The sequence below is a fragment of the Sphingobacterium corticis genome, assembly GCF_042684745.1.
Lineage (GTDB): Bacteria > Bacteroidota > Bacteroidia > Sphingobacteriales > Sphingobacteriaceae > Sphingobacterium > Sphingobacterium corticis.
The window spans coordinates 1,254,876-1,279,821 of record NZ_JBHUMA010000006.1; the positions used below are offsets into that span (position 1 = coordinate 1,254,876).

Consider the following 24,946-nt stretch of genomic DNA (forward strand, 5'->3'; position numbering starts at 1 on the left):
TGATAATCAAACTGGTATTTATAATCTAACATTCCTATATTTGCACGCGAATTAAGAAATAGAGAAGCTTTTTAACGAAAGCGCACAGCGTGTGATCTTAGCAATTTTACACTATACGAAACACTTACTTTTATTTAGAATAATGTCCACTTACATGAAAAGTACACTACTAAATCAAGCTAATTTGCTAAAACTAAAGGCACTTTTATGCGCGATAACTTTTGTTGCACTCTTTCATTCGTGTAAAACGTCATTGGACAATAGCGAATTGGGAAATGGGGAGCTTGTTCTTATTCAAGTTTCTGTGAGTGGAAGTTCTTACGACGGCGAGGAACAAATCGGCGATCGCGCTGCGAGATTGAATCAAAACGGAACCACATCCGAACATTTACCGACAACACAAATCAGTACCGCTCAACTTGACGATGATTTGATGATAGTAGCGGAACTGGAACCCGTTTTGTCGAATCAAGCAATATCCAACGAATTACCATCGGGGTTAAAAGGAAGTGCGAAAGCGCAAACCGTTATCGACCCCATAAGCAGAAGTATTCGATATCGGTTAGTGGTATTTGATGCATCAGGAAATTATGTTACAGAAAGAGATTACCGAACAGGAGCGGAAGCGAACACAGAACAACTTAAGCTAAACGGCGGTGGTACTTATACATTTGTCGCCTATTCCGTGAACAGCGATACATCACTTCCAGATGTTGCTTATGCAAATAATTCGGCACGCACCTTAGCAGGAGCAAATCTGACGGTAGGCGGTACTACCGACTTAATGTTTTTCCGTAGAAGAATGACAATAACCGGGAATAACGAAAACAATCTTGATATCGTGTTAAAGCATCGTCTCAGTCAAATTACAACTACAATAAACTCGTCTAGTACAGGATACACAATTACGGAACTTACAGCGAGTTTTACACCACATCAAAACAATGCAACAATCAATTTTGATACTGAAGCATTGAGCAGAAGTACTGAAAGCGGTAGCGTATCGCCCATTACTTTTGGCGCATTATCATCTGAAGATATTGTTGGTTCTCCAACAATTGTAAACTCTGTGGCAGCAGGAAATGCATCTTTGACATTGAATTCAATAAGGATCGGTGAAGTATCTTTAACAAATGTAGTACCATTTCGCACGTTGACTATAACTCCAGGAGTAAAATATAATTTACGATTAAACATTGTACCTAACGATCAAAATATAACATTTCAAGGTGTTCGAGCAGTTAGGATTGCTGGTGTTGTTTGGGCATTAAGAAACCTAGGTGCAGATCAAAATATAAGTGTTGACTCAAATCCTTATGTATCGGGATTACATGGAGGTTTTTATCAATGGGGATTGCGCGATACGTCGGCGAGCGGAACTGCCATTGCTATCAATAACGTACCTGCGAGATTTAATGGAAATAACAACCCACCAAATAACTCTTGGAATTCTGGCAGTGAAACACTTCCAGCTAAATCGAACATGGATCCATGCCCTGCCAACTTTCGCATTCCGACAAAAAATGAGGCTAATTTGCTTATTACGAATACAACGGCGGTTTCTCGACCAATACCGCTAACGCAGGGTCCAAATATCTTTAGCAATGTCAAAATTTTGACAAGTAAACGAAACGCGAATGTGAGACTATTTTTTCCTTTGCAAGGCTTCTTCCCTACAATGTCTAATAACGGAAATAATACATATCCATTCTCTCCACAAGGAATAAGTCGAAGGGGCGAACTTGGTAGATATTGGGTCAGCTACGTAGAAGGTGAATTTGGAACGAACCGAATAATTTTTGACAGCGGCGCTCCCAAAGTTGAACTCGCAACCGGAAACAATGGTTCCAATAAAGTAACATCCTCTAACATTCGTTGTGTAGGAATACAACCCTAATTTTTATGACTTAGGATGTTCTTCAAAAAGACATCTCAATAGGTTTGTATTATTAACGTTCCATGTTGGATATTTTGAGATGAACATATAGAATAATCTATGTTTCCATCATAAGATATTCACGAGGGAAACACTTCTATTGCGATAACACGATCTCATGTTTGTTTCCGCACCGTCCTATTATTGCATAAATATTCGGTTAATAAATAAAATTTTTACATAATCAACATCGATGGCTAAACACGTATTTTTTCACATTTCACAAATTTTCCTGCTAAATTTCGAAATATTATTTGGTCAAAATAAATTTCCACAGCCATTAACTGATATTTAAATAAATGCGTATAATATTCATTATTATAATATTTATATAACTAATTGTCAAATGTTTGCAAAATTTGTAAATTGCAATGCGTTATAAATTTGTCTCTTAAAATTATGAAAATACTTTTCGCTGACGAAAGTGATTTGATTCGCTACAGTACCCTGCTGTTGGTAGAACAAAGCTTAATAAAAGCATCCATCACAGAAACGCGTAGTTATGCTGAACTTATCGAATCATTGCGAACGGAATTTTACGACTTTATTTTTATAAACATCGACCTTTTGCCCCCCCCTTCACTCGCTTCGTTAAAGAGTATAAAACGCCTATCGAAGACATCACGAATTATTCTGGTCGTTTCTAATCGTACATCGCTGGGAATCATGCAACAACTATCTAAGTTAGCATTCGGAATCTTAGATCTCGGAGGAGATTTTGAAAAGCAAAAACAGTTAGTGTTTCACTATCTTATGTATGGAGATTCGTATTTAGGTCCTAACAAGACATTAGCTAAATAGACAAGTCATCTATACATCCATCTTTCGCTTCTATTCAATTTTAACCTATGATAACAAGATGGCTTATATGGAGCGGGAATTATGCACATGACAAGCGCATTAAAACACAATTTACTCGATCAGTTTCGCGAACAACATAACGGAATCCCAATTATAGCTATCTTCTATTTTGGCAACAGTAACTTTTGCCACTCAAAAGTCAATACGAGTACAAAAACAACCATGTAGATTCGATCTTCGCTGCTCAGGGAATCTCCAACAAAAGATTAAACAGTAATTAGGCTTCTTCGAAGCCCTTTCCCGAATTAGCCATTGGATCGGATTGTTTATTGATCTTACTATAAGCAGATGAACATAAAAATAGTTATCGGTTCCCTAACAATACAAAGATGTTAAACTCGATGTTATTATTAATCGTAGGTAAAGGTTGTGGCGCAAGCAACAAAACGACATCAGCGAGCGTCGACCGATCATTGCTTAATCGAACGCATAGCGCTATCTTTGCTTTATAAAATATAAAGGCTAACTTAGAGATAGCATTTCATATGAGTTCTAATACAAATCCTTCTTCAAGCAATCAACTAGCCGTCGTTTTTGATATGGACGGCGTAATCGCCGATACGAATCCATTTCATGCCAAAGCATTTGAAAGGTTCTTTGATAAATATCAGGTAGCATATTCGCAGGAAGCATTCGAAAAGCATATGTACGGCAAACATAATAGCTACATTATGCAACATTTTTTCGGTCGGAAGATGTCTTCTGATGAAATCAAAAAATTGGAAGCTGAGAAAGAAGGTTTGTTTCGAGAAATATACAAATCTATCGCTACGCCAGTAAATGGTTTGGTGACGTTCCTAGAAGATTTGAAGCGAAACAACTTTAAATTGGGCGTAGCAACGTCCGCACCAAAGGCAAATATGGATTTAGTTTTGGACGCATTAAATATTCGCTCGTTCTTTGATTCCACGCTATCCAGCGAAGATGTCATCTTGCATAAGCCACATCCCGAAGTTTACCTAAAGTCGGCGGAGGTCTTGTCCGTAAGTGTCGAAGACGTTATGGTATTTGAAGATTCCTTCTCTGGCGTCACAGCCGGACTTTCTGCAGGCATGTCGGTTACTGGAGTACTTACTTCGCATAGCAAAGATGAATTGCCACCTTGTGCTGCCTACATCCGCGATTATCGCGACACCAATGCGTCGACCATCAAATCCTTACTGAAAAAATAGCATGTTCGATACGGCTTGGCAGGAGGCTATGCAATTGCTTCCCAACCCACAATCGTGGTTGCTTTATTTTGTCTGTGCATTGCTGATTGGCATGTCGAAAACAGGTATTCAAAACATCGGTACAGTAGCGGTTCCATTTTTCGCATTGCTATTTGGCGCCAAATATTCAACAGGAATTGTCTTAATCATGCTCTGCATGGCGGATCTTACCGCCGTTATTTATTATCGAAAATCGCTTATTTGGTCTGAGGTTGTGAAATTATTACCATCGGCCTTGATAGGTTTATTGACGGGATTGTTTTTAGGCAATGTGATCGATGATCAATGGTTCAAAACATCCATGGGCATCTGCATTTTGATTGGCGTTATCATTATGCTGTGGTCGAATCGACAAACAGAAGAAACCACACAAAATTTAGTCAAAAAACGATGGTATTCTCCGCTATTTGGATTCATTGTAGGTTTCTCTACAATGATCGGAAATGCCGCCGGCCCTGCCCTTTCGGTATATCTGCTTACCAAACGAATGCAAAAACTTACGTTCGTTGCTACCGGAGCTTGGTTCATTATGATTCTCAATTATATTAAAATCCCGCTTCAAGCATTCGTTTGGCAAAATCTTTCGTTATCTGGTTTGGTGCTGAATGTATTGGCCATTCCTTTTATCTTGTTAGGTGGATTTGTCGGTATTAAGCTTGTCCAGCATTTAAATGAAAAGCATTTTCGTTGGGTAATTATGACCTTAGTAATCGTCTCGTCAGCCATGCTTATTCTATTATAGCGAACTATCGTGCAAAAAAGTACCGGAATATAAAACCGCTTTTTTGTGCTACCTTTGCGCTTATGGGAGCGCAACAATACTTATCCAACTTAAATATCGGTGCATTAAATGAAATGCAAGAAACGGTCGTATCGAGCTATCGATCCGAGCATGATTTGCTATTGCTTTCACCCACCGGAAGTGGAAAGACGTTGGCGTTTTCGTTGATCATTCAAAAACGCATGGATTGGAATAAGGTTGGACAAATCCAATCTTTGGTAATCGCTCCTACACGTGAATTGGCTTTGCAAATCGAACAGGTTTTACGCAAAATGCCTAATCAACCCAAAATCACTTGCTTATATGGTGGTAATGATCTGCGTACCGAGAAAAACAAACTGAAAGAACCGCCTCATATTTTGGTGGGCACACCAGGAAGAATTATCTATCACTTGGAAAGAAACAACATCGATCTTTCTAATCTGAAAACGTTAGTTCTGGATGAATTTGATAAATCGTTGGAGCTTGGTTTTCATGATCAGATGGAACAAATCGTCCGCGAATTGCAGAAACCTTTCTGCATGCTGACTTCTGCAACGGAGTTACAAGAAATTCCGACGTTCTTGGAGTTGAATCAACTGAATAGCGTGAACTTTTTGCATGAAAAAGGTTACGCGCCAGATTTGACTTTTCAAACCGTCACCGCTAGTCCACAAAACAAGCTCAAAGCACTATTTAAGTTGATTTGCAAACTAGGAACGGAACAAAAAACGCTTATTTTCTGTAATCATCGAGAAGCGGTAGATCATATTAGTGAATTGTTGGCCGATCGTGATGTAATTCACGACGTATTTCATGGCGGCTTGGAACAACAAGATCGCGAGTTGGCTTTATTAAAATTCAGAAATGGCAGCACTAACATCTTGCTAACTACAGATCTGGCGGCGCGCGGATTGGATATTCCGGAGGTAAACGCGATCATGCATTATCAATTGCCTTATAAAGAAGATGCTTTTGTTCACCGCAACGGACGTACTGCAAGGATGCAAGCGAAAGGAACCGTTTACTTATTCTTAAAACCCGATGATGATTTTCCTTATCTAACAGATAACATGCAGGAAGAAAATTTGGAAGGTGAGTACGATATTCCATCCAATAGCGCAGTTACCACATTGATGATTACGGCGGGAAAACGCGATAAAGTGAGCAAAGGTGATATTGCAGGATTTTTGATGAACCTGCCGGATGTTGCAAAAGAGGATTTGGGAATGATTGAAGTGAAGGAAAAAATGGCTTTTGTAGCTGTTGCGCGTAAAAGCGTTTCCGGAATTCTAAAGCATGGCAATAACGGAAGGATCAAGAAAACAAAAGTTCGTATTCTGCGGTCGTAAGTTTTTTAGCTAGTTAAGAGTTTAGCTAGCTATTTAGCTGGTTTTAAATGCAAAATATCTTCATCGCGAAACAGCACGTATATATTTAGAAGATCATTTCGTCGTACCTCCTCGCGATTACGATATGAGGTCTACTTCATGTATAAAAATCAAAAATATCGTCATTGCGAACCCGAGGAACGAAGGTGAAGCAATCTCGCAACTCTTTACGAATCCACCTCGTTGGTTATCGGCTTAAGATCACTTCGTCGTACCTCCTCGTGATGACGATATAAGGTCTACCTCATGCTTAAAAATCAAAAACACGTCCTTACGAACCTGAGGAACGAGGGTGAAGCAATCTCACAACTTTACGAACCGACAACTTCGCCTACTAACTCTATCAACCTTCTTAACGAATTAAAACCTCAACACCTCTACCTCTCCAAAAAAGGCAAAACCGCATCAGGAACTAAAGCTGTCACATCGCCATTATAGCGCAAAATCTCCCGTACGATGGTCGACGAAATATGTGAAAGGCCACTTCTGCTGAGCAAAAAATACGATTCTACGTCAGGATTAAGAATCAAATTGTTTTGAGCAATAGCTTGTTCAAATTCTAAATCCTTTCCATTTCGCAAACCACGTAGAATGAAACGTGCACCAATTTCCTTGCAATAATCTACCGTCAATCCTTTGAATGTAGCTATCTTAACCCCATCTTCTCCAGCGAAAACTCCTGCTATGGAAGCTTCGCGATCATCTACACTAAGTAAACCTTGCTTGGCGCTGTTAATACCGATTGCTACATGAATTTCGTCGAATAACGGAAGCGCTCTGCGCACTAAATCTTCATGAGCTTTGGTAAATGGATCAAAAGAACCCGGAAATAATGCTATTCTTTTCATACTGAGTAACGATTAAAGTTCTTGATGACTGTAAAAAGCGAACGATGAATATCCATATTTTCGAATATTACGCAAAAGCGGATGTGGCTGCATTTGTCGCGTTGAAGGATGTTCGATCACCAAAATCCCTTCTGGATTTAACAAGTTTTGATCGAAAATCATGTGCGCCAACTGGGGCAATCGATCCACATCATAAGGTGGATCAGCGAAGATAAAATCGTAGGTATCGGGCTCTTGCTGTACAAATTTGAACACATCTGCTTTCCGTGTAGAAATCGCTTCCAATTTATGTTGCGTAGCCATATCGGCGATAAATTTCAAACACTTGAAATGTGCATCTACCGAAGTAACGGATTTCGCACCGCGAGAAGCAAGTTCAAAAGAAATATTTCCAGTTCCCGCAAATAAATCCAAACAACTCGCACCATCTAAATCAATTTGATGTTGCAAAATATTGAATAAAGCTTCTTTGGCAATGTCAGTTGTAGGACGTACTGGTAAATTAGCGGGCGGATGAATACGAATTCCGCCGATCTTCCCTCCAATTACACGCATAACTCTCTTTGAAATATCGAGGCAAACAATCCAGATGACAAATCAGTGCTTTCTGCAGCATTTTGCTGATTGTTTATTTTTAAACATTCAATTCTTGCGGAAAATGACTTTATAAATCGAAGCAAATCATCTTCGAATGCAATATTGGAAAGCAAAATCGACTCAAACGACTCGATTTCAAAATCCTGCATTACGCGGCGCACATAATATCCCAAATCTGCTGCGTTATCTACTAGGAATTGATTGTAGAAAACAAACTGACCGTTTTGAACTATGACCAAATGCATTTGATCATCTGTTTGATGAAGTATAATATGCGCACCTAAGCTCAAATCTTGTGGCACCAAATCAAACAATACCTGAAAAAATGGCGCGTACAGCGCATCGGGAAACAAGGTTTTCCAACGCTTATATAACAGCGAATCGAACTGATAAACTGCCTGCAGACCAAAATTTGCAACATTAACCGTATATACATCTTCATCATTTTTATTGACAAGATATTCCTCATATAATGCTTCATCCTTTTGCTGATAAACTTCTGCAGGGACAAATGTGACACTGTGTTGCGGAATGACGATAAAAACCTTCGCAAATGGCAAAGCAAGCAATCGTGTCGCCTCCAAAGTCGGACTCGAAGAAGGATAGCGTAAATAAGCCTGCACAGTCTGCTCTTGATCAATAATCAGAAGCACGTCTTCTTGATGACCAGCGTAAATAAGTAGCTGATAATACGATAAGTGCTGAATACGAAAATCTTTCGAAATAAAATTCATGCTAAAAAAATAGGTGCCGTGCCAAACAAAAATAGCTTTTAAAATTGGATTAGCCAACCTTTTAAATAACTTTGAACGTGCATATTCGCGAATCCTTTGAGCAATATTTTCAGCAAAATCCGACCGAGCAACAACGGGAAGTTTTTGCGTTGCTAGAAACGTTTATTTATAATTTCGATCCGAACAGCTTGTTTATTTTGAAAGGCTATGCCGGAACTGGGAAAACAACGATTATAAGTACGTTGGTAAAGATTTTACCGAGATTTCAACGAAAAACGGTACTCCTAGCTCCTACTGGACGTGCGGCAAAAGTGATTAGTCAATATGCAGGACGTACCGCGCTTACCATTCACAAAAAAATCTATCGCAAGAAATCAGTCGCTTCTGTAGCCATGGATTTCGCACTTTCTGACAATCCGCACGAAGACACCTTGTTCATTATCGACGAAGCTTCCATGCTTTCCGACGATCCCGTCAGCGTATTCAGAAGCAGCCTTTTGCAAGATTTAATTACTTATGTTCAGAGCGGTGAGCGTTGCGTGCTGATGTTTGTAGGTGATACCGCCCAACTCCCTCCTGTTGGCATGTTGCAAAGTCCGGCCCTGCAAGAAGAATATATGGCTAGTCGATATAATCTTCATGTTAATAGTTATGAGCTGACCGATGTTGTTCGCCAGAACAAACATTCCGGTATATTATTCAATGCCACGAAGATTCGCCAAGAAATTAAACTGGAAGACGAAACCGCAGAATATCCTTTTCCAGAATTCGTAACGCGCGGTTACCGCGATGTGTTTCAAATGACGGGCGAACGCCTGATCGACGGTTTACATTACAGCTACGATAAGTTTGGTTTAGAAAACACCATGGTGATTTGTCGTTCCAACAAGGCTGCGAACCTGTATAATCAACATATTCGAAATCAGATTCTATTTCGCGACGAAGAAATTACGGGTGGCGATTTAATTATGGTGGTAAGGAACAATTATTATTGGTTGCAACAGCACGATGCGGCGCAAACAGGATTTATTGCCAATGGAGATATGGCGAAAATCCGCAAGGTTTCGAATGTGCACGAAATGCATGGTTTTCGATTTGCTGATTTGTTGTTGGATTTTTTAGATGGCAACGAAGATGATAGCATACAATGCCGCATTCTGCTTGATAGTCTTTACGTAGAAAGTCCCAATCTACCGCAAGATCAGCTTCAGAAATTGTATGAATCAATCGCATTGGATTATCAGGATATCCTAGATAAAAATCGTCGAGCGGAAGCCATCAAGCAAGATCCATATTTCAATGCCTTACAAATAAAATTTGCTTATGCCATAACTTGCCATAAAGCACAAGGTGGGCAATGGCCGTCGGTATTTATAGATCAAGGCTACTTGAACGATGAGATGTTGACAACGGAATTTCTCCGTTGGCTATATACGGCGCTTACGCGAGCAACAAACGAATTATATCTAGTTAATTTTCATAAAAACTTCTTCCCAAATTCGACATCATGAACGTGATGAGCGCTTACAATTTGCAACACAACCGTTTTCTTGCTTGGGCAGAAAAACACAAAATGCCACATCTCGCTGATCTTATTGAGGATAGATTTCATCTAGAAGAAATACTTGCATTGTGTTTATTAGAACAACGTAAAGACAGCTTAGCCCTTCAATCCATTTGGCTGGTAGAAAAATGGACGATGTATTATAAAGATCATTTGAAGCAGTCCGCAGATTTCTTTATTGAGCATTTAGGAGATATAAAAAATGAAGGTTCGCTACGTATTTCGGGAAATATATTGATCAACAACTACAAAGTTCATGGCAAAACTGCCTTCACACCAAAACAATCCGAAACGGTCATTGAATATGGTTTCAATTGGTTGACAAATTCCTCTACTTCCGTAGCGGTAGTAGCGAATGCTGTAGAAATCCTATACTTATTTTCCGAAACAAACGATTGGATCAAACCGGAATTAACCGATCAAATCCAACATTTGCTACGTCAAGGAACGACGCCCGCAATTCACTCGCGCGCTAATAAATTTCTAAAAAAACTAACCGCGAAAAAAGGTTAACGTTCTACCAGCTCTTTTACTTTTTCGCCGTAGAAATCAGTTTCCGTCGGTGTCTTCTTGGATAAGCTATACCATTTTCCAAAAGCGGCAATAAACACAATCAACATAAGCACCATCGCAACGATTGCTAAACCGGCCAACAAATAATCGCCTTTCGGCAGATAGATATCGACCACTTGCAAGTAGCCTGCCCAAAAGGTAATAATCGCCATCATGACGCCCGGAACTGCCGCACATAATGCATACTTTCCTCGATCCATCCGCATCAACATCGTTGTACAAACAATCAATCCGCAGGCTGCCAAAAGTTGATTACTGATTCCGAAGAGCGGCCATATACTACTAACATTTCCGGTAAATACTAAATATCCCCAAGCGAACGTGAATAGGAAGCTTGAAATAATCACGCCCGGCATCCAATTCTTATCGTTGAATTTTGGAAAAACATTGCCCATCATTTCTTGTAAGAAAAATCTTCCTACACGCGTTCCAGCGTCAATCGCTGTCAAGATAAATACCGCTTCAAACATAATGGCGAAATTGTACCAATATGCCATCACTTCGTCCATAAACGGAATACTGTTGAAGATATGTGCCATACCAACAGCTAAGGATACCGCTCCGCCAGTTCGGCCTTGCAAATCGATGCCGATTTTCTCCATGAAATACGGCAACTCAACCGCTCCCAAACTCGGATTTTCTGCAAGAAATTGCGCATAACCTGCAGCCGGAGTGTTGATAGCAAAATAATCGCCCGGCATCAAGGTACATGCGGCAATCAGTGCCATCAGCGCAACGAAGCCTTCTACCAACATAGCTCCGTAGCCAACGAATAAGATTTCTCGTTCATTACCGATCATTTTTGGCGTTGTTCCAGTTGCAATTACCGCATGGAATCCGGAAATAGCACCGCACGCAATCACAATAAAAATAAAGGGCAAAACAGGACCGCCAATAACGGGGCCGCCACCGTAGATAAATTCCGTTAATGCTGGCATTTGCAATGTTGGATGCACGAAAACAATTCCGACAGCCAATAATAATATTGTTCCGATTTTTAGGTATGTGGACAGGTAATCGCGCGGCACTAATAACAACCAAATGGGCAATACCGAAGCGAGGAATCCGTAAACGGCAATGGCGATAGAAATCGTCGATACATCCCAGTGAAACAGGTCATTAAAAAACGGAACTTGCATCAAATTGTGACCTCCGATAATTCCAGCGATCAGCAATATGCCACCTAAAATACTGGCAAACGTCACGCTGTCTTGACGATAGCGCATAATCAACCCCATAATGATGGCAATCGGCATGGTAATAATTACCGTAAATAATGACCACGAAGCTTCGTGCATCGCGCTGATGCACGCGAGCGATAAGCCTGCTAAAGTCAAAATGAGAATAAACAATACCGCGATTCCGGCGATCGTTCCGGTCGTCGGACCGATTTCCTTTGCAGCGATAGAGGCTAAACTTTGTCCTTTATGACGCATGGAAGCGAAGAGCACAACCATATCATGCACACCACCAGCTAAAACACAACCGATCAGAATCCACAAAGTTCCTGGCAAATACCCAAACTGCGCAGCCAACACAGGCCCGACCAAAGGTCCAGCTGCAGCGATTGCCGCGAAATGATGACCGAATAATACGTTCTTGTTGGTTTTTACGTAATCCCGTCCATCCGCAAATTCTACGGCAGGTGTTACTACCTTCGCATTCAATCGAAGTACTTTATTTGCTAAAAATATTCCGTAGAATCGATAACCAATCGCCAGTAATAGCAACGCCGTAAAGACTAAAGTCAGTGCGTTCATGCCGTTTAGGTATTCCATAGCGTGCAGCTTTAAGTTTACATTAATATTGGTGTTGCAATGAGTGCGCGTGCAAACACGTAACATCGCACCGCCAATTTACTAACTCCAAATCAAAAGTTACTGCGGAATTTCAAAAAAAATTTTTGATGTAGTTGTTCGGCTTCGGTTGTTTTAGAACAATGTATTTCCACGCGGAAATAATCGGCCAAGATGTTTGAATGCTAACTCCGTGCATTCGCGACCGCGCGATGTACGCATCAGATAACCTTCTTGAATTAAGAATGGTTCATAAACTTCCTCAATTGTTCCTTCATCTTCTCCAACTGCGGTCGCAATCGTTTTCAGACCAACAGGACCACCCTTAAATTTATCGATGATCGTGGAAAGAATACGGTTATCCATTTCATCCAAACCGTGCTCATCGACATTTAGAGCGTTCAACGCAAACTGCGCAATAGGTTTATCAATGCTTCCGTTTCCTTTAATTTGAGCAAAATCACGGGTTCGACGCAGTAAAGCATTTGCAATCCGTGGTGTTCCACGACTACGACGCGCAATCTCATAAGCGCCTTCTTCTGAAATTGGAACACGGATAATATGCGCAGATCGTTCAACAATCGTCGTCAATAATTTGACATCGTAATATTGCAGGCGAGAATTGATCCCAAATCGAGCGCGCAAAGGTGCTGTCAATAAACCCGAACGCGTTGTCGCTCCAACTAAGGTGAAAGGATTTAAGCTGATTTGCACGGATCGCGCATTCGGACCTGTTTCCAACATGATGTCGATCTTGAAATCCTCCATGGCAGAATACAGGTATTCTTCCACTAACGGACTCAAGCGATGTATTTCGTCGATAAATAAAATATCGCCTTCTTCCAAATTGGTCAACAAGCCGGCCAGATCGCCAGGTTTATCCAACACCGGACCGGAGGTAATCTTGATGCCAACACCCATTTCATTCGCAATAATGTGCGAAAGCGTGGTTTTACCCAATCCGGGAGGCCCGTGCAACAAAACATGATCCAACGCTTCGCCACGTAATTTTGCAGCGCGCACAAAAATGGAAAGGTTTTCCAAAATCTTTGCTTGCCCTGTAAAATCTTCAAAGGTTTGCGGACGCAGCACGCGCTCCAACTCCTTATCGGTATGGCTTAATCGTTCCGCGTTTGGATCTAGATTTTCGTTCATGCTACGCTCCTTTTCTATTTGGCTTATTAAAAAAGCTTGCCCATTTCAGACTAATCACACCCCAAAAAGCTTCGCGAAATATCTTCGTGCTCATCTTAGATACACCAAGTGTGCGATCGGTAAAGATAATCGGTACTTCAACTACTTTAAAGCCATGCTGAATGGCTTTGAATTTCATCTCAATTTGAAATGCATAGCCCACAAATCGAATTTTATCCAAGGGAATGGTTTCCAAAACTGTTCGGCGAAAACATACAAATCCGGCCGTTGCATCTTGAATATTGATACGCATAATGGTACGCACATACATGGAGGCGAAATAGGATAGCAATACGCGCTTCATGGGCCAGTTTACAACATTGACGCCTTGAATATAGCGAGAACCGACTGCAACATCCGCACCCGTAATGCAAGCTTCCTTCAGTCGAAGTAAATCATCCGGATTATGACTAAAATCAGCATCCATCTCGAAAATATATTGATATTCCCGCGCTAGAGCCCAACGAAATCCATGGATATAAGCGGTGCCTAAACCTAACTTACCAATACGCTCTTCAATATGAAGACGATCCGGAAAATGCGGCATCAACCCTTTAACGATAGCGCCCGTTCCGTCCGGAGATCCATCGTCTACGATGAGAATGTGGAAATCGCCAGCTAAAGAAAACACCTTACGAACAATGCGCTCGATATTTTCTTTTTCGTTGTACGTTGGGATGATGACTAAACTATCGGACACAGCTATTTTGTAAGGATTCAAAAGATAAAGTTAGTAAAAATAGCTTGCTTACTATCGTACACCGTGCATCAATCGTTTCACAAAAGGAGATAATATAAACAGAACAAGCGCCGCAACAATAGAATATATTGCTAATTGCTGATAACCGTCCGTGTAGGCGATCAATTTATCCAAAGCGCTCGCATTCGCATCGGGCGAAGACATCCCTGCTCCTAACAAACCAGCTACATATTGACCATACGCACTTGCCAAAAACCATAATCCCATCATCATTCCGCCCAAACGCTTCGGCGACAACTTGGTAATCATCGATAATCCGATCGGCGACAAACATAGCTCACCAATGGTTACAGCAAGATAAGCTAAGGTGAATACGCCCAAAGATGTTTTTCCATCCGCATCAGCAAAGAAACGCGTTCCGAAGAACATATAATAAGCCAATCCTAAGAACACAAAACCTAAAGCAAATTTGATAACCGTATTGGGTTCCGATTTACGTTTTGCCATCGCTAACCAAAGCAAACCCAACAATGGGCTAAAGATAATGACGAACAAAGAATTCGCACCATTATTCACAACATTTGGGTCGATATTGAAAAAGAACAAATCATCATGCAAATTATTGTTGGCGAATAGCGCCAAAGAGCCACCAGCTTGTTCGAAAATTGCGAAGAAGAAAATGGAAAACACGATAAAAATAAGCGCGGCGATTAATTGCTGTCTAGCTTTGGATTCCTTCTCCTGCATCATTTGCCATACGAAATATCCCAAAGCGATCGGACCGATCGTGTACATAAAATAATCCGTATAGGTGGTATTATTAATCATCAAAAAGATCAAAGGAATACTCGCCAAAGCAGCTACATAAACAAATATTTCGCTACGAATACGTGTCGCTTTTGGAAGATGCTCGATTGGACTATTTCCAATAGGTTTGATGTGCTTCTTCGTTGCAAGAAAAATCAACAATCCGATTGCCATAACCGTTGCTGCGGCAGCGAAAGCATAGTTCCAAGAATAGTTTTTGCCTAGATAAACACACAAGATACCGCCTAACAATGCGCCAACGTTGATGCCGGAATAGAACATCCCGAACCCAGCATCGCGACGTGGATCGCCTTCTTTGTACAAATCGCCTACCATAGAAGAAATGTTTGGCTTAAAAAATCCAGTTCCTATGATCGTTAAAGCAATTCCGAAATAGAAATAATCATGTGGTGACAACGCGATTAAGCCATTTCCAACCAACATCATGGATGCACCAAACACCAAAGAGCGCTTGAAACCTAAAAACTTGTCAGCGAAAATACCGCCAACGAAAGTAAATGCATAAACAAACGCTTGAATAGCGCCGTATTTAAGATTCGCATCGCGATCGGACAATAACAATTGATCCACCATAAAGATGGCAAGCACGCCGCGCATCCCATAAAAGCAGAAACGCTCCCACATTTCCACTAAAAACAAATACCATAATTGCTTCGGATACTTCCCTTCGAAATTCTGGATATCTTCTAACGTAACTTCTTTAGACATGTACTGAAATATAATTTGCGCGCGGACTATTTAACGCCGTGCATCAATTTTTTGATTAATGGATTCAATAAGATAACGATCAATCCGCCGGCAGCAGGAATAATCGTGAATAGGAAAAAGAAATGGCTCAACGAGTAATTTTCCTGAATAACTTCAACCTGTCCTCCGAGAATGGCTGCCAACTTTTGTGCAATAGCAATTGCCAAATACCACATTCCAAACATAAATGCCAACATCCGCGCCGGCACCAATTTAGAAACGTAGGACAATCCAACGGGAGAAATAAACAATTCACCGATGGTGTGAAACAAATAAGTTAGCACCAAAAATACCATCGACATCTTGACGCCCGTTCCAACTTGCATTGATCCAACGCCAAGAATTAAAAAGCCGATTGCCACGAAGAACAATCCAAAACCATACTTGTAGGCTGCCGATGGATTGTATTTAGAATCCCAAATTTTGGAAATGGTGGATGCCAAAGAAATGATAAAAAAGGAGTTCAAGATCGAGAACCAAGAAACCTTTATAGCCGAAGCTTCAGCGGAGAATTCGCGATACAACATCCATCCACCCGCTCCCCAAATGAAAAGGAAACAAATAAACAACGTAATGTTGGATGTCGCTGTTTTGCTCCATGTGATAATCGACAAACGAATCAGTACCCAAGAAATAATAGCTAAAGGAACGATAGTAAGTAAAGCATTTATTATATTGAAAACTAGCAAACTATTACCTGTCAACTCACGATCCACATAATCACGCGCCACCAAAACCAAAGAAGTTGCTCCTTGCTCGAAACTCATGAAAAAGAAGATGAGGAAGATCGCTAAAAGAATAACACCGAACATACGATCGCGGACTACTTTTGCGTAGCGAATGATACGAGAAACGACCAACCCCAAGAAAACAACTAAGGCAGAAATTACAACGATGTTTTGTCCACGCAAGCTTTCTGTATCCAAAAAAGCGAAGAGATCGAGCACGCCATTTTTAGATAAAGGATCGTTGAATGCGTAAGCTAAACCCACGATTGAAACGACAATGATCAGCAGCATATCGAGTTTAGTGAAACGATTGTATTTGGTTTCTCCTTCTTCCAAATCGGTTACCACCTTTTTTTCATTGGCTTCCTTTTTCTTCAAAATACCCAAATTGCCCAGAATTGGCTTCGCCAGCCAAAACTGCACAGTTCCTAACAACATAAAGATTCCAGCTAAACCAAATCCCCAGTGCCATCCCACCGTTTCGCCGAGATAACCACAAAGCATCATCCCAAAGAATGCACCCGCATTTACTCCCATGTAAAAAATCGTATAAGCACCATCTTTCTTTTCTGGGCGGAAACGATACATTTCACCAAGAATTGCAGGCATATTCGGCTTGAAAAATCCCGTACCGATCACCAATCCGGCTAAACCGATGAAGAACATAATTGGAGAATTGAATGCCATGGCGACGTGACCTAAAGTCATGACGATCGCACCAATAATAACGGCTGCACGCGATCCAATGTATTTATCGGCGATCACACCACCGAAAATCGGCGTGATATAGAGTAACATGGCATACGTACCATACAAAGCGCCAGCTTGTTCGGCTGACCATCCCCAGCCAGGATTCGAAGTTAAAACGGATGCCGTCAGAAATTGGATAAGGAGAACGCGCATTCCGTAAAATGAAAAGCGTTCCCACATTTCTGTAAAAAACAGCACAAACAATCCTGGAAAGTGACCCAATAACAGCTTTTCGGGTTCATTTTGGTTGGTTCTCGCGGGTTCCACGTTAGAAATTGAATTCATATTTATTTGATCTGTCTTTTATTGGCCATATGGAATATTCATGTGGGTTTGTTTTTTCTAACATGAATAGGTCATATATTAACGAAAGATGAATTTTCAAGTCCCAAAGTTAAAAAAAAACGTGAAGTGACTATGTTAATTCGACAAAACAAAAAAGCGCCGAAGTTCGGCGCCTAAAAATTATATTTTACAATTCTTATTTAATACCGTGCATCATGCGTTTTAGCAACGGATTAAATAGCATCAGCAGTAACGCAACAGCGATTGGTAAACTGGCTACAATCAGAAAGAAAACGGAAATAGAATATTCTTCCGCAATCTTATCAATCGATCCTCCAAGCCAACCCGCCAAATAGTTGGCAATGGCGGTGGCTAAGAACCAAAACCCGAAAATCAAACCTACTAAGCTTTTAGGTGACAATTTACTTACATAAGATAAGCCGACCGGAGAAAGACAAAGCTCGCCCATGGTATGAAAGAAATAGGCTAAAACCAACCAAAGCATACTCACAGAAGCCGTCAATGCACCATTTGGAATTTCACGACTACCGTATGCCAACGCAATAAACCCAAGCGCTACGAACAACAGTCCGATAGCAAATTTAATCGGTCCGGATGGATTCCACACCTTCTCCCAGATCTTGCTGAATAGCGAAGCAAAGGTGACAATAAAAAACGCATTAAGAATCTGAAACCAGGAAACCGTTACTTCCGTATTGATGGAATTAAATTCCCTGTCTACCTTCCAAAATCCTAAATAGGCCACAAAAGCAAAGGATAACATCGTAAACAAGATGGTCATGGGATGCTTGTTGATTACTTTACGCGCCAAGCTGAAAAGCACGTAAGTAACAATAACAATTGGCAGGATCGTTAGGATCGCATCAATCCATTTGAAACTGGTTGCTGCCGTTCCGGATAGTATGCGCTGTGTGTAATCTTTTGCGAAAATCGTCATCGAACCACCAGCCTGCTCAAAAGCGAAAAAGAAAAGAATACTTGCCACCATCAAAACGCCAGCTACGATTAATCGATCGCGAACCACGTTTTTCGGAATTACCTCTTCCTCAACCGCTTCTTCTACTTCTTTTGCTTCTACAGGAATTTTATTGCTTGGCTTATCTCCTATTACGCCGAAAATGCGTTGCCCGAAATAAAATTGCAACATGCCAAAAAACATGAAAACACCTGCCAAACCAAAGCCATAATGCCAGCCTACGGTTTCTCCGATATAACCACAAAGCAAAGAACCTAAAAACGATCCAGCGTTGATTCCCATGTAGAAAATCGTATATCCAGCATCTTTTTTCGAGCTAGAATCCGGATAAAGCTGTCCGACCATGGAAGAAATATTCGGTTTGAACATGCCATTTCCGAGTACCATCAATGCTAATCCTAAATAGAAAAAGTTATCCGAAATACCTTCTAAGGCCATGGAAGCATGCCCTAAAGTCATGGTCAGCGCGCCAATAAGGATCGCTTTTTTGTACCCAGTTAGTTTATCGGCGATAATACCACCGATTAGTGGCGTAAAATACACTAAGGAAGTGTACCATTTGTAAAGCGACATCGCTTCCTCATTGTTCCATCCCCAGCCGCCTTTAGCAATTTCAGAAACTAAAAAGACTGTTAAAAGCGCCCGCATGCCGTAGTAGCTGAAGCGCTCCCACATTTCAGTAAAGAACAAAACCAGTAATCCGGCTGGATGGCCAAACACCATTTTATCGTCAATACCTTTCTTTGCCAAGTGTTTTACAAGGCCATCATCGTTGTGTTGGATCATATTTTATTAAATGCAATATGGTTGATTAGTTGTACACTATGCCAGCGCAGAATCGGTTTTTGTTGTAAGCGATGATTCGGCTGTCGCGACAAAGAAAAGAAAAAAAATATTATTCTCCTTGAAATCGCTGTAACAATGCCTTGGTAAGTTTGATTCCTTGAGTCTCATCCAAAGTTTCACCTTCATATTCGATACCGATATAACCACTATAACCGCCATCTTTTACGATTTTCATCATACGCGGGTAATCGATTTTGCTTTCCATACCTTGCGCATCAAAATCCCAAGATTTGGCGCTAATTCCTTTTGCGAATGGCATCAAATCGGTAACGCCCTGATAGCGATCGTACTCGTAGAAATTCCCAAAATCCGGCAATGAACCACAATTGTCTAAATTGACTGCCGCCAATACGCCTGAAAGCCAATTTCCGTCGGATGAAATACCACCGTGATTCTCAACGACAACTTTGATGTTAGCGCCCTTCCCATAAGAAGATAACGTAGTTAAACTTTCCACGACGCGCTTCGCCACTTCTTCGGGCGTGCCCTTACCTGCAGCGTTTACCCGTACTGCATGACAGCCCAATTCTTGCGCAGCATCAATCCACCGGTAGTGATTTTCGACGGCTTGCTTTCTTTTCGCTACATCGGCATCGCCCAAATCACCTTCGCGATCAATCATAATCAACACATTCTTCACATTGTGATCTGCAGCACGTGCATTCAAATCTTTTAAATAAGTAATATCCTTGGATTCATCTTTGAAAAACTGACTAACGTATTCTACCGCGTGGATTCCAAATTCATTGGCTGCAAAAGCTGGAAAATCGATGTTCTTTAATTTTCCGCCACGGATGGTGCGATGTAGCGACCATTCTGCTAAGGAAATTTCGAACCAAGGTTTAATTCCAGCAGATGCGATGAAAGGAAAAAGTGGTGATAGGGCCAAGCCCGCACCCACTAAACTCATTTTTTGTAAAAATTCTCTTCGTGACTGCATATCATATTTGTTTTAGGTACATGTTGTTAGTTATGCTAAATGTTTGGCCAACCCGCGGTTAGCACATCGACCAAATGAATGGCCTGTATAGGTAATTGTTGCTTCTCAATAATTCCCTGAAGATGCATCAAACAAGTGTGATCTTGACAAATGATATACTCCGCCTGCAAATCCACGCCTTGCTTTAACAATTGCTCGCCCCAAGAAACCGACAACGGCAGATACTGCGCCTGCGTAGCTTTCCCAATCTTGCAATTTGCCACGGTCGAATTCACTTCCAATAATTCTAGTCCGCCCACTTGCTCCAAAAGCTTCTTCGCTTCATCTTTCAAGTGATACGCATTCCACGATGCACACGCAGGATGAAATATCGCCGTAGAAACAAATTCAGCTCCAAAATACTCCTTCCGAACGACATTCACTAGAAAATCCGTGATTTCGAAGATGTTCCGCTGCAAGTTTCTACATCGGTTGTGCTCCGTGGAATTCGTAAAAAGATCATTGAAACCTTCCCGAACCATACCAACCTCTGTCAATGAAGGCGAAACGACATAATCATCGCCAGCAAAATCTTCCAAATATTTCGCGCCAATTTGCTTTGCATCCTCCCAATATCCGGCCTCGTAAGCATCAATTCCGCAGGTAGTTTGCTCCGGATTATAACTTACTTCGCAGCCTGCACGTTCCAACAATCGCAATGTATTGAATGCAGTATTTGGATAAAACTGGTCGATGACAGCGGGGATAGATAAAGCAACTTTATGCATGATGATTTTTCTTAACTGATCGTTCGAAACGATATAAGCTGATCAGTAAAATGATTCCAATGATGAAAAACACGGACATAAATAATGCCGAATAACGGATGTTGTGGCTAATTTGTTCGATTAATGCGAAGCTAAATAAACCTACAACGATCGCCAGTTTCTCCGTCACGTCGTAAAAACTAAAAAATGCGGTGGTATCTTCTATGTCCGTTGGCAATAGTTTCGAATAGGTCGAGCGCGATAAAGATTGAATCCCTCCCATCATAGCGCCAACTAACAAAGCCAAAAGATAAAACTCGATCTTTGTCGTGATATAAAACGCAGCTACACAAATAAATATCCAAACCGAGACAACCAATATCAACACCATGGTATTGCCAAGCGGTTTTGCCAATTTCGACATGACATACGCACCTGCAATTGCGATTAGCTGAATAAGCAAAATTGCAGCGATCAACTCCGACATCTCCAATCCAATCTCCTTTGTTCCGAAAGCGGTCGCTACGATCATTACCGTTTGCACGCCCATGGAATAGAAAAAATAAGGTACTAAAAACCGTTTTATTTGCGGAATAGTTTGGATTCTTTTGACGACGCCGACGAATTCTGCTTTCACTTTACCCATGATGGATAATCCGGTTGCAATGGGCGATGGCCTGCTTTCTGGCAATCTGCGAAAGGGAATTTGAGAAAATCCTAACCACCACGCTCCCACCAAAAAGAAGGATAAACGCGCTGGAAATGACGCATCCGTAATCCCGAACCATTCCGGCTTCAAGACAAACACAAAACAGATAAGCTGCAAAGTAACGCAGCCAACATAACCGTAAGCGAATCCTTGCGCACTTACCTTATCTTGCCGATCGACAGTTGCAATTAATGGCAGGTAAGAATTGTTGAATGCTAAACCTCCAATATATCCGGCCGCAGCTAATGCATACAAGAAAATACTGATTTCTAACGTATCTAGCTTAAAGAAAAACAATCCCATGCAAGCGAGTGCACCGATGTAGGTAAATACCTTCATGAAATACTTTTTGCGTCCGCGGATATCAGCGTAAGCCGAAATGAACGGCAACGCAAATGCCATAATCAAATAAGCGATGGAAAGTGCAAAATTGGATAAAGCGGTATTTACAATCGGATAACCAAAGAAATGTACAACGTCACCGAAGTCCTCTGAAAAGGTAATCGCGGTGTAATATGCAGGAAAAATGGTTGATGTAATCACTAAATTATAGGCAGAATTTGCCCAATCGAACATAGCCCACGATCGTATCGTTTTGGGATTGTCCTTTTCTAAATCTTGAATATGCATAGCGTACAGCGAATATACTACAATGGCGCAATACCTCGCGCTAAAAATTATGATGAATAAAGGTCATGATCTTTACCATCTCGCCTTTCACCGCTTTCAGATTATCGACATGATTGTTGTTCATAAAGGAAAAGGCATATCGCTTCCCACTTGCGGAAGTTAAGAATCCGCTTTGCGCATACACGCCGCTGATTGTTCCAGTTTTTGCCCAAATAAACGGCTTTCCTTTATGCAAAGTATACATATTTCGCAATGTCCCGCTTGATCGACCTGCCGGAAAATAACCTAATAACATCTGTTCATCGCGAACCGCACCGCGCAACAAAAGCAACAATTCGATCATACTATTTGGAGTTACCTTATTGTAGAACGATAAACCGCTAGCGTCGTGGAGATCGATTTTATGGCTAAATGACTGATAAAAATTTTCATTCATATATCCTCTCATTTTTAACGCGTTAAATTGGTTGAACTGAAGAAAAGAACACACATAATTTAATTGTTCAGCCAGAAAGTTATCGCTGTAAAGCATCATTTCGCGCAAAACGTTTCGTGTGGAATTGGAATAAATATATCGCACCTGCGATGGCATGCTGTAACCGGACAACAGCTCAATTTCTCTTTTCAACGTATCCCGTAATAGCTCTACAAAAAGATGTTCATTGTAAATGAAAGGCTTTTCCGTTGAGAATCCGGCAGGCATTCGATAGCTGGTCATGTCGAAATAGTTCTCGTGCGCGTGGCGGATAATATCGAAGCCAGCGATTCCGGGCTTCACGCTTACTTTAGTTTCGAACCATTTCGGAATTGCCAGTAAATTTCCACGTACGTTTCGGAAGCGAACGGTGTTTCCATAAATTGGAAAGCTAGTGATATCCGGCTGAAAATCATTTTGGTAATCCTCCGCGGCCCAACCATTCCTATAAGCTGTCTCCAAAACTTGCGCCGGCGCATAATACAACTTGTAACGCGTTTTGGAAAGAAATTTAAATACCTTTCCGCTATCTAGCTTTCGATGCAAGAATGTTGGATCACCCGTTCCCCAAAAGATCAAAGAATCCCCTTTCACGATGTATGCCAATCCGGGAATAGAATCCCCTAAATGTTTTAAACTTTGAAATAAGGTAAACAACTTGGTATTGGAAGCGGGCGTAAATCGCGCTTCATCGCGAACACCATAAACATATTTATTCTCATCTAAGTCATACAACGAAAATCCATAGAAATGTCGATTCAAAACTGAAGACTGAGAAAACAAGCTCGATAAAGTATCGAATTGCTGCGCTTCAGTAGAAAACGCAAATGCAAAAAATAGCAATGAAAAAATCCTTCTTTTCATAACGGTAAACATACCAAAAAAACAATTTACCTCGCCTATCTGTTAGTACACTAAACAACGAAAGGAGAAGTTATGAGCATTAATAAAGATGAAGAAAAAAAAGGAAAATTGACTGAAGAAGTGAATTCAGATCGAGGACATTTGCCGGAGGATCAGAAGAAAGAATCTGAAAAAGGCGACGGTTACGTTCCACCAACACCGGAAGTACCTTCCGCAAACAACGCTCGTCAGCACGATGAGCCAATCACCAGCAAAACACCGCGAGCTGGACAACACTAAAGCGAAAGGGCGAATAAGAAAAAACTTATTCGCCCTTTTTAATACCTTTGCATGATTATGGCAAACAGCGCTCCCAAATTACATCCAGATAATAGAAACGTAAAAGGTTATCATTTTGCAAAGTTGATTAAGGCGGAGCCGGAATTGAAAGCGTTCACGGTAACCACACAGAAAGGCACGGAATCGATTGATTTCAAAAATCCGCAAGCGGTTTTTACCTTGAACAAAGCGATTTTAAATGCTGAATATGGTGTAAAGAATTGGAAGCTGCTTGCTAATAGTTTATGTCCTCCCATTCCCGGCCGCGCAGATTATATTCATTACGTACATGACTTGCTCCAAAGCGAAAACAAGCCTTTACATGTTTTGGATGTGGGAACAGGATCAAGTTTGATATATCCTTTAATTGGCGCCAGTTTGTATCCTTGGACATTTGTAGCCACAGATACAAACGAGCAATCACTTGATAATGCTTATGAAGTATTGGATTCAAATCCTGATTTAAAAGCACGCATTAAACTACGTCTGCAGAGGCAATCTGAAAATATTTTGGAAGGCATTATTCGTCCGAACGACCAATTTGATTTGATTATTTGCAATCCACCGTTCTACAGCTCCCGCGAACAGCATTGGAAAACCGTGGTATCTAAGCACGAAAAATTGCACAAGGGAAAAGATCTTCCAGTGCAAAATTTTGGTGGTTTAGCAAATGAGCTTTGGTGTAAAGGTGGAGAAAAAGCATTTATTACGCAGATGATCTACGATAGTTTGCGCTATAAAGGTCAGTTGCTTTGGTGCACGGCGTTAGTGGCTGATAAAGCGCATTTAAAACCACTTATTGCGGTTTTGGAATACCACAAAGTTCCGCAGATTGAGATCGTAGAGATGCAACAAGGACAGAAGAGCACCAGAATATTGGCTTGGCGCGTACGATAATCGTAAATCGCGCCAAACATA

At 41.0% G+C, this 24,946-nt stretch carries 22 protein-coding genes; 9 read left to right on the forward strand and 13 right to left on the reverse strand.

The genetic code is table 11. The annotated features are described in order from the left end of the window. Positions 1-154: 154 nt before the first annotated feature. From ACFSQ3_RS11380 to ACFSQ3_RS11400, 5 genes are all read left to right on the forward strand, one after another. Positions 155-1,897: a hypothetical protein gene (locus tag ACFSQ3_RS11380; RefSeq protein WP_380869673.1), complete on the forward strand. Its 1,743-nt coding sequence runs from the start codon at positions 155-157 to the stop codon at positions 1,895-1,897. A gap of 438 nt (positions 1,898-2,335) precedes the next feature. Continuing rightward, on the forward strand, positions 2,336-2,737 hold the full coding sequence (locus ACFSQ3_RS11385; protein ID WP_380869674.1) for a hypothetical protein: 402 nt from the start codon (positions 2,336-2,338) through the stop codon (positions 2,735-2,737). Positions 2,738-3,282: 545 nt separating this feature from the next. Further along, positions 3,283-3,969 carry an HAD family hydrolase gene (locus ACFSQ3_RS11390; protein ID WP_380869675.1) on the forward strand — a complete coding sequence of 229 codons (687 nt, stop codon included), beginning with the start codon at positions 3,283-3,285 and terminating at the stop codon, positions 3,967-3,969. 1 nt (position 3,970) lies between these two features. Next, positions 3,971-4,750 (forward strand): sulfite exporter TauE/SafE family protein, encoded by a 780-nt coding sequence (locus tag ACFSQ3_RS11395; RefSeq protein ID WP_380869676.1) that lies wholly within the window; start codon positions 3,971-3,973, stop codon positions 4,748-4,750. A gap of 62 nt (positions 4,751-4,812) precedes the next feature. Then, complete coding sequence (locus ACFSQ3_RS11400) at positions 4,813-6,120, forward strand: DEAD/DEAH box helicase (RefSeq protein WP_380869677.1); 1,308 nt, start codon at positions 4,813-4,815, stop codon at positions 6,118-6,120. 416 nt (positions 6,121-6,536) lie between these two features. On the opposite strand, the gene coaD is transcribed toward ACFSQ3_RS11400, so the two are convergent. From coaD to ACFSQ3_RS11415, 3 genes are read right to left on the reverse strand one after another with little or no spacing between them, the layout of a single operon-like run. Beyond that, on the reverse strand, positions 6,537-7,007 hold the full coding sequence (gene coaD / locus ACFSQ3_RS11405) for a pantetheine-phosphate adenylyltransferase (RefSeq protein WP_380869678.1): 471 nt from the start codon (positions 7,005-7,007) through the stop codon (positions 6,537-6,539). Positions 7,008-7,019: 12 nt separating this feature from the next. Further along, complete coding sequence (gene rsmD, locus ACFSQ3_RS11410) at positions 7,020-7,562, reverse strand: 16S rRNA (guanine(966)-N(2))-methyltransferase RsmD (protein WP_380869679.1); 543 nt, start codon at positions 7,560-7,562, stop codon at positions 7,020-7,022. After that, positions 7,553-8,338: a DUF3822 family protein gene (locus ACFSQ3_RS11415; protein WP_380869680.1), complete on the reverse strand. Its 786-nt coding sequence runs from the start codon at positions 8,336-8,338 to the stop codon at positions 7,553-7,555. Before ACFSQ3_RS11415 ends, rsmD begins: the two co-directional genes overlap by 10 nt. Positions 8,339-8,415: 77 nt before the next feature. Here ACFSQ3_RS11415 and ACFSQ3_RS11420 point away from each other — a divergent pair, with 77 nt between their 5' ends. Together ACFSQ3_RS11420 and ACFSQ3_RS11425 are read left to right on the forward strand one after the other, a co-directional pair. Then, the gene (locus tag ACFSQ3_RS11420; RefSeq protein WP_380870036.1) at positions 8,416-9,849 is read left to right on the forward strand and encodes an ATP-dependent DNA helicase; all 1,434 of its coding nucleotides are present in this window, start codon (positions 8,416-8,418) and stop codon (positions 9,847-9,849) included. A gap of 5 nt (positions 9,850-9,854) precedes the next feature. Continuing rightward, positions 9,855-10,415, forward strand: coding sequence for a hypothetical protein (locus tag ACFSQ3_RS11425; protein WP_380869681.1), 561 nt, complete (start codon positions 9,855-9,857; stop codon positions 10,413-10,415). Here ACFSQ3_RS11425 and ACFSQ3_RS11430 read toward each other — a convergent pair. From ACFSQ3_RS11430 to ACFSQ3_RS11475, 10 genes are all read right to left on the reverse strand, one after another. Then, a complete protein-coding gene (locus tag ACFSQ3_RS11430) occupies positions 10,412-12,253 on the reverse strand; it encodes a carbon starvation CstA family protein (RefSeq protein ID WP_380869682.1) in 1,842 nt (613 codons plus the stop codon). The genes ACFSQ3_RS11425 and ACFSQ3_RS11430 overlap by 4 nt on opposite strands. Before the next feature lie 153 nt (positions 12,254-12,406). Beyond that, on the reverse strand, positions 12,407-13,426 hold the full coding sequence (gene ruvB / locus ACFSQ3_RS11435; protein WP_380869683.1) for a Holliday junction branch migration DNA helicase RuvB: 1,020 nt from the start codon (positions 13,424-13,426) through the stop codon (positions 12,407-12,409). Position 13,427: 1 nt separating this feature from the next. Beyond that, the gene (locus ACFSQ3_RS11440) at positions 13,428-14,165 is read right to left on the reverse strand and encodes a polyprenol monophosphomannose synthase (RefSeq protein WP_380869684.1); all 738 of its coding nucleotides are present in this window, start codon (positions 14,163-14,165) and stop codon (positions 13,428-13,430) included. 51 nt (positions 14,166-14,216) lie between these two features. Continuing rightward, entirely contained in the window at positions 14,217-15,701 is a 1,485-nt protein-coding gene (locus ACFSQ3_RS11445) for a peptide MFS transporter (protein WP_380869685.1), read from the reverse strand. 26 nt (positions 15,702-15,727) lie between these two features. Next, the gene (locus ACFSQ3_RS11450; protein ID WP_380869686.1) at positions 15,728-17,503 is read right to left on the reverse strand and encodes a peptide MFS transporter; all 1,776 of its coding nucleotides are present in this window, start codon (positions 17,501-17,503) and stop codon (positions 15,728-15,730) included. Between the two features lie 196 nt (positions 17,504-17,699). Further along, complete coding sequence (locus ACFSQ3_RS11455; protein WP_380869687.1) at positions 17,700-19,286, reverse strand: peptide MFS transporter; 1,587 nt, start codon at positions 19,284-19,286, stop codon at positions 17,700-17,702. A gap of 109 nt (positions 19,287-19,395) precedes the next feature. Continuing rightward, positions 19,396-20,286 (reverse strand): TIM barrel protein, encoded by an 891-nt coding sequence (locus ACFSQ3_RS11460; protein ID WP_380869688.1) that lies wholly within the window; start codon positions 20,284-20,286, stop codon positions 19,396-19,398. A gap of 35 nt (positions 20,287-20,321) precedes the next feature. Then, entirely contained in the window at positions 20,322-21,053 is a 732-nt protein-coding gene (locus ACFSQ3_RS11465; protein WP_380869689.1) for a heterodisulfide reductase-related iron-sulfur binding cluster, read from the reverse strand. Then, positions 21,046-22,371 carry an MFS transporter gene (locus ACFSQ3_RS11470; RefSeq protein ID WP_380869690.1) on the reverse strand — a complete coding sequence of 442 codons (1,326 nt, stop codon included), beginning with the start codon at positions 22,369-22,371 and terminating at the stop codon, positions 21,046-21,048. Before ACFSQ3_RS11470 ends, ACFSQ3_RS11465 begins: the two co-directional genes overlap by 8 nt. Before the next feature lie 40 nt (positions 22,372-22,411). Next, positions 22,412-23,710, reverse strand: a complete 1,299-nt coding sequence (locus ACFSQ3_RS11475) for a D-alanyl-D-alanine carboxypeptidase (protein ID WP_380869691.1) — start codon at positions 23,708-23,710, stop codon at positions 22,412-22,414. A 72-nt stretch (positions 23,711-23,782) separates the two neighbouring features. Here ACFSQ3_RS11475 and ACFSQ3_RS11480 point away from each other — a divergent pair, with 72 nt between their 5' ends. Then, positions 23,783-23,989, forward strand: coding sequence for a hypothetical protein (locus ACFSQ3_RS11480; RefSeq protein ID WP_380869692.1), 207 nt, complete (start codon positions 23,783-23,785; stop codon positions 23,987-23,989). Positions 23,990-24,046: 57 nt separating this feature from the next. Then, on the forward strand, positions 24,047-24,925 hold the full coding sequence (gene rlmF / locus ACFSQ3_RS11485; protein WP_380869693.1) for a 23S rRNA (adenine(1618)-N(6))-methyltransferase RlmF: 879 nt from the start codon (positions 24,047-24,049) through the stop codon (positions 24,923-24,925). Positions 24,926-24,946 lie beyond the last annotated feature (21 nt).

What these genes read in the sequence shown, in the direction of transcription:
- ACFSQ3_RS11380 (WP_380869673.1), top strand. Translation starts at nt 155, where the DNA reads ATGAAAAGTACACTACTAAATCAAGCTAATTTGCTAAAACTAAAGGCA.
- ACFSQ3_RS11385 (WP_380869674.1), top strand. Translation starts at nt 2,336, where the DNA reads ATGAAAATACTTTTCGCTGACGAAAGTGATTTGATTCGCTACAGTACC.
- ACFSQ3_RS11390 (WP_380869675.1), top strand. Translation starts at nt 3,283, where the DNA reads ATGAGTTCTAATACAAATCCTTCTTCAAGCAATCAACTAGCCGTCGTT.
- ACFSQ3_RS11395 (WP_380869676.1), top strand. Translation starts at nt 3,971, where the DNA reads ATGTTCGATACGGCTTGGCAGGAGGCTATGCAATTGCTTCCCAACCCA.
- ACFSQ3_RS11400 (WP_380869677.1), top strand. Translation starts at nt 4,813, where the DNA reads ATGGGAGCGCAACAATACTTATCCAACTTAAATATCGGTGCATTAAAT.
- coaD (WP_380869678.1), bottom strand. Translation starts at nt 7,007, where the DNA reads ATGAAAAGAATAGCATTATTTCCGGGTTCTTTTGATCCATTTACCAAA.
- rsmD (WP_380869679.1), bottom strand. Translation starts at nt 7,562, where the DNA reads ATGCGTGTAATTGGAGGGAAGATCGGCGGAATTCGTATTCATCCGCCC.
- ACFSQ3_RS11415 (WP_380869680.1), bottom strand. Translation starts at nt 8,338, where the DNA reads ATGAATTTTATTTCGAAAGATTTTCGTATTCAGCACTTATCGTATTAT.
- ACFSQ3_RS11425 (WP_380869681.1), top strand. Translation starts at nt 9,855, where the DNA reads ATGAGCGCTTACAATTTGCAACACAACCGTTTTCTTGCTTGGGCAGAA.
- ACFSQ3_RS11430 (WP_380869682.1), bottom strand. Translation starts at nt 12,253, where the DNA reads ATGGAATACCTAAACGGCATGAACGCACTGACTTTAGTCTTTACGGCG.
- ruvB (WP_380869683.1), bottom strand. Translation starts at nt 13,426, where the DNA reads ATGAACGAAAATCTAGATCCAAACGCGGAACGATTAAGCCATACCGAT.
- ACFSQ3_RS11445 (WP_380869685.1), bottom strand. Translation starts at nt 15,701, where the DNA reads ATGTCTAAAGAAGTTACGTTAGAAGATATCCAGAATTTCGAAGGGAAG.
- ACFSQ3_RS11450 (WP_380869686.1), bottom strand. Translation starts at nt 17,503, where the DNA reads ATGAATTCAATTTCTAACGTGGAACCCGCGAGAACCAACCAAAATGAA.
- ACFSQ3_RS11455 (WP_380869687.1), bottom strand. Translation starts at nt 19,286, where the DNA reads ATGATCCAACACAACGATGATGGCCTTGTAAAACACTTGGCAAAGAAA.
- ACFSQ3_RS11460 (WP_380869688.1), bottom strand. Translation starts at nt 20,286, where the DNA reads ATGCAGTCACGAAGAGAATTTTTACAAAAAATGAGTTTAGTGGGTGCG.
- ACFSQ3_RS11465 (WP_380869689.1), bottom strand. Translation starts at nt 21,053, where the DNA reads ATGCATAAAGTTGCTTTATCTATCCCCGCTGTCATCGACCAGTTTTAT.
- ACFSQ3_RS11470 (WP_380869690.1), bottom strand. Translation starts at nt 22,371, where the DNA reads ATGCATATTCAAGATTTAGAAAAGGACAATCCCAAAACGATACGATCG.
- ACFSQ3_RS11475 (WP_380869691.1), bottom strand. Translation starts at nt 23,710, where the DNA reads ATGAAAAGAAGGATTTTTTCATTGCTATTTTTTGCATTTGCGTTTTCT.
- ACFSQ3_RS11480 (WP_380869692.1), top strand. Translation starts at nt 23,783, where the DNA reads ATGAGCATTAATAAAGATGAAGAAAAAAAAGGAAAATTGACTGAAGAA.
- rlmF (WP_380869693.1), top strand. Translation starts at nt 24,047, where the DNA reads ATGGCAAACAGCGCTCCCAAATTACATCCAGATAATAGAAACGTAAAA.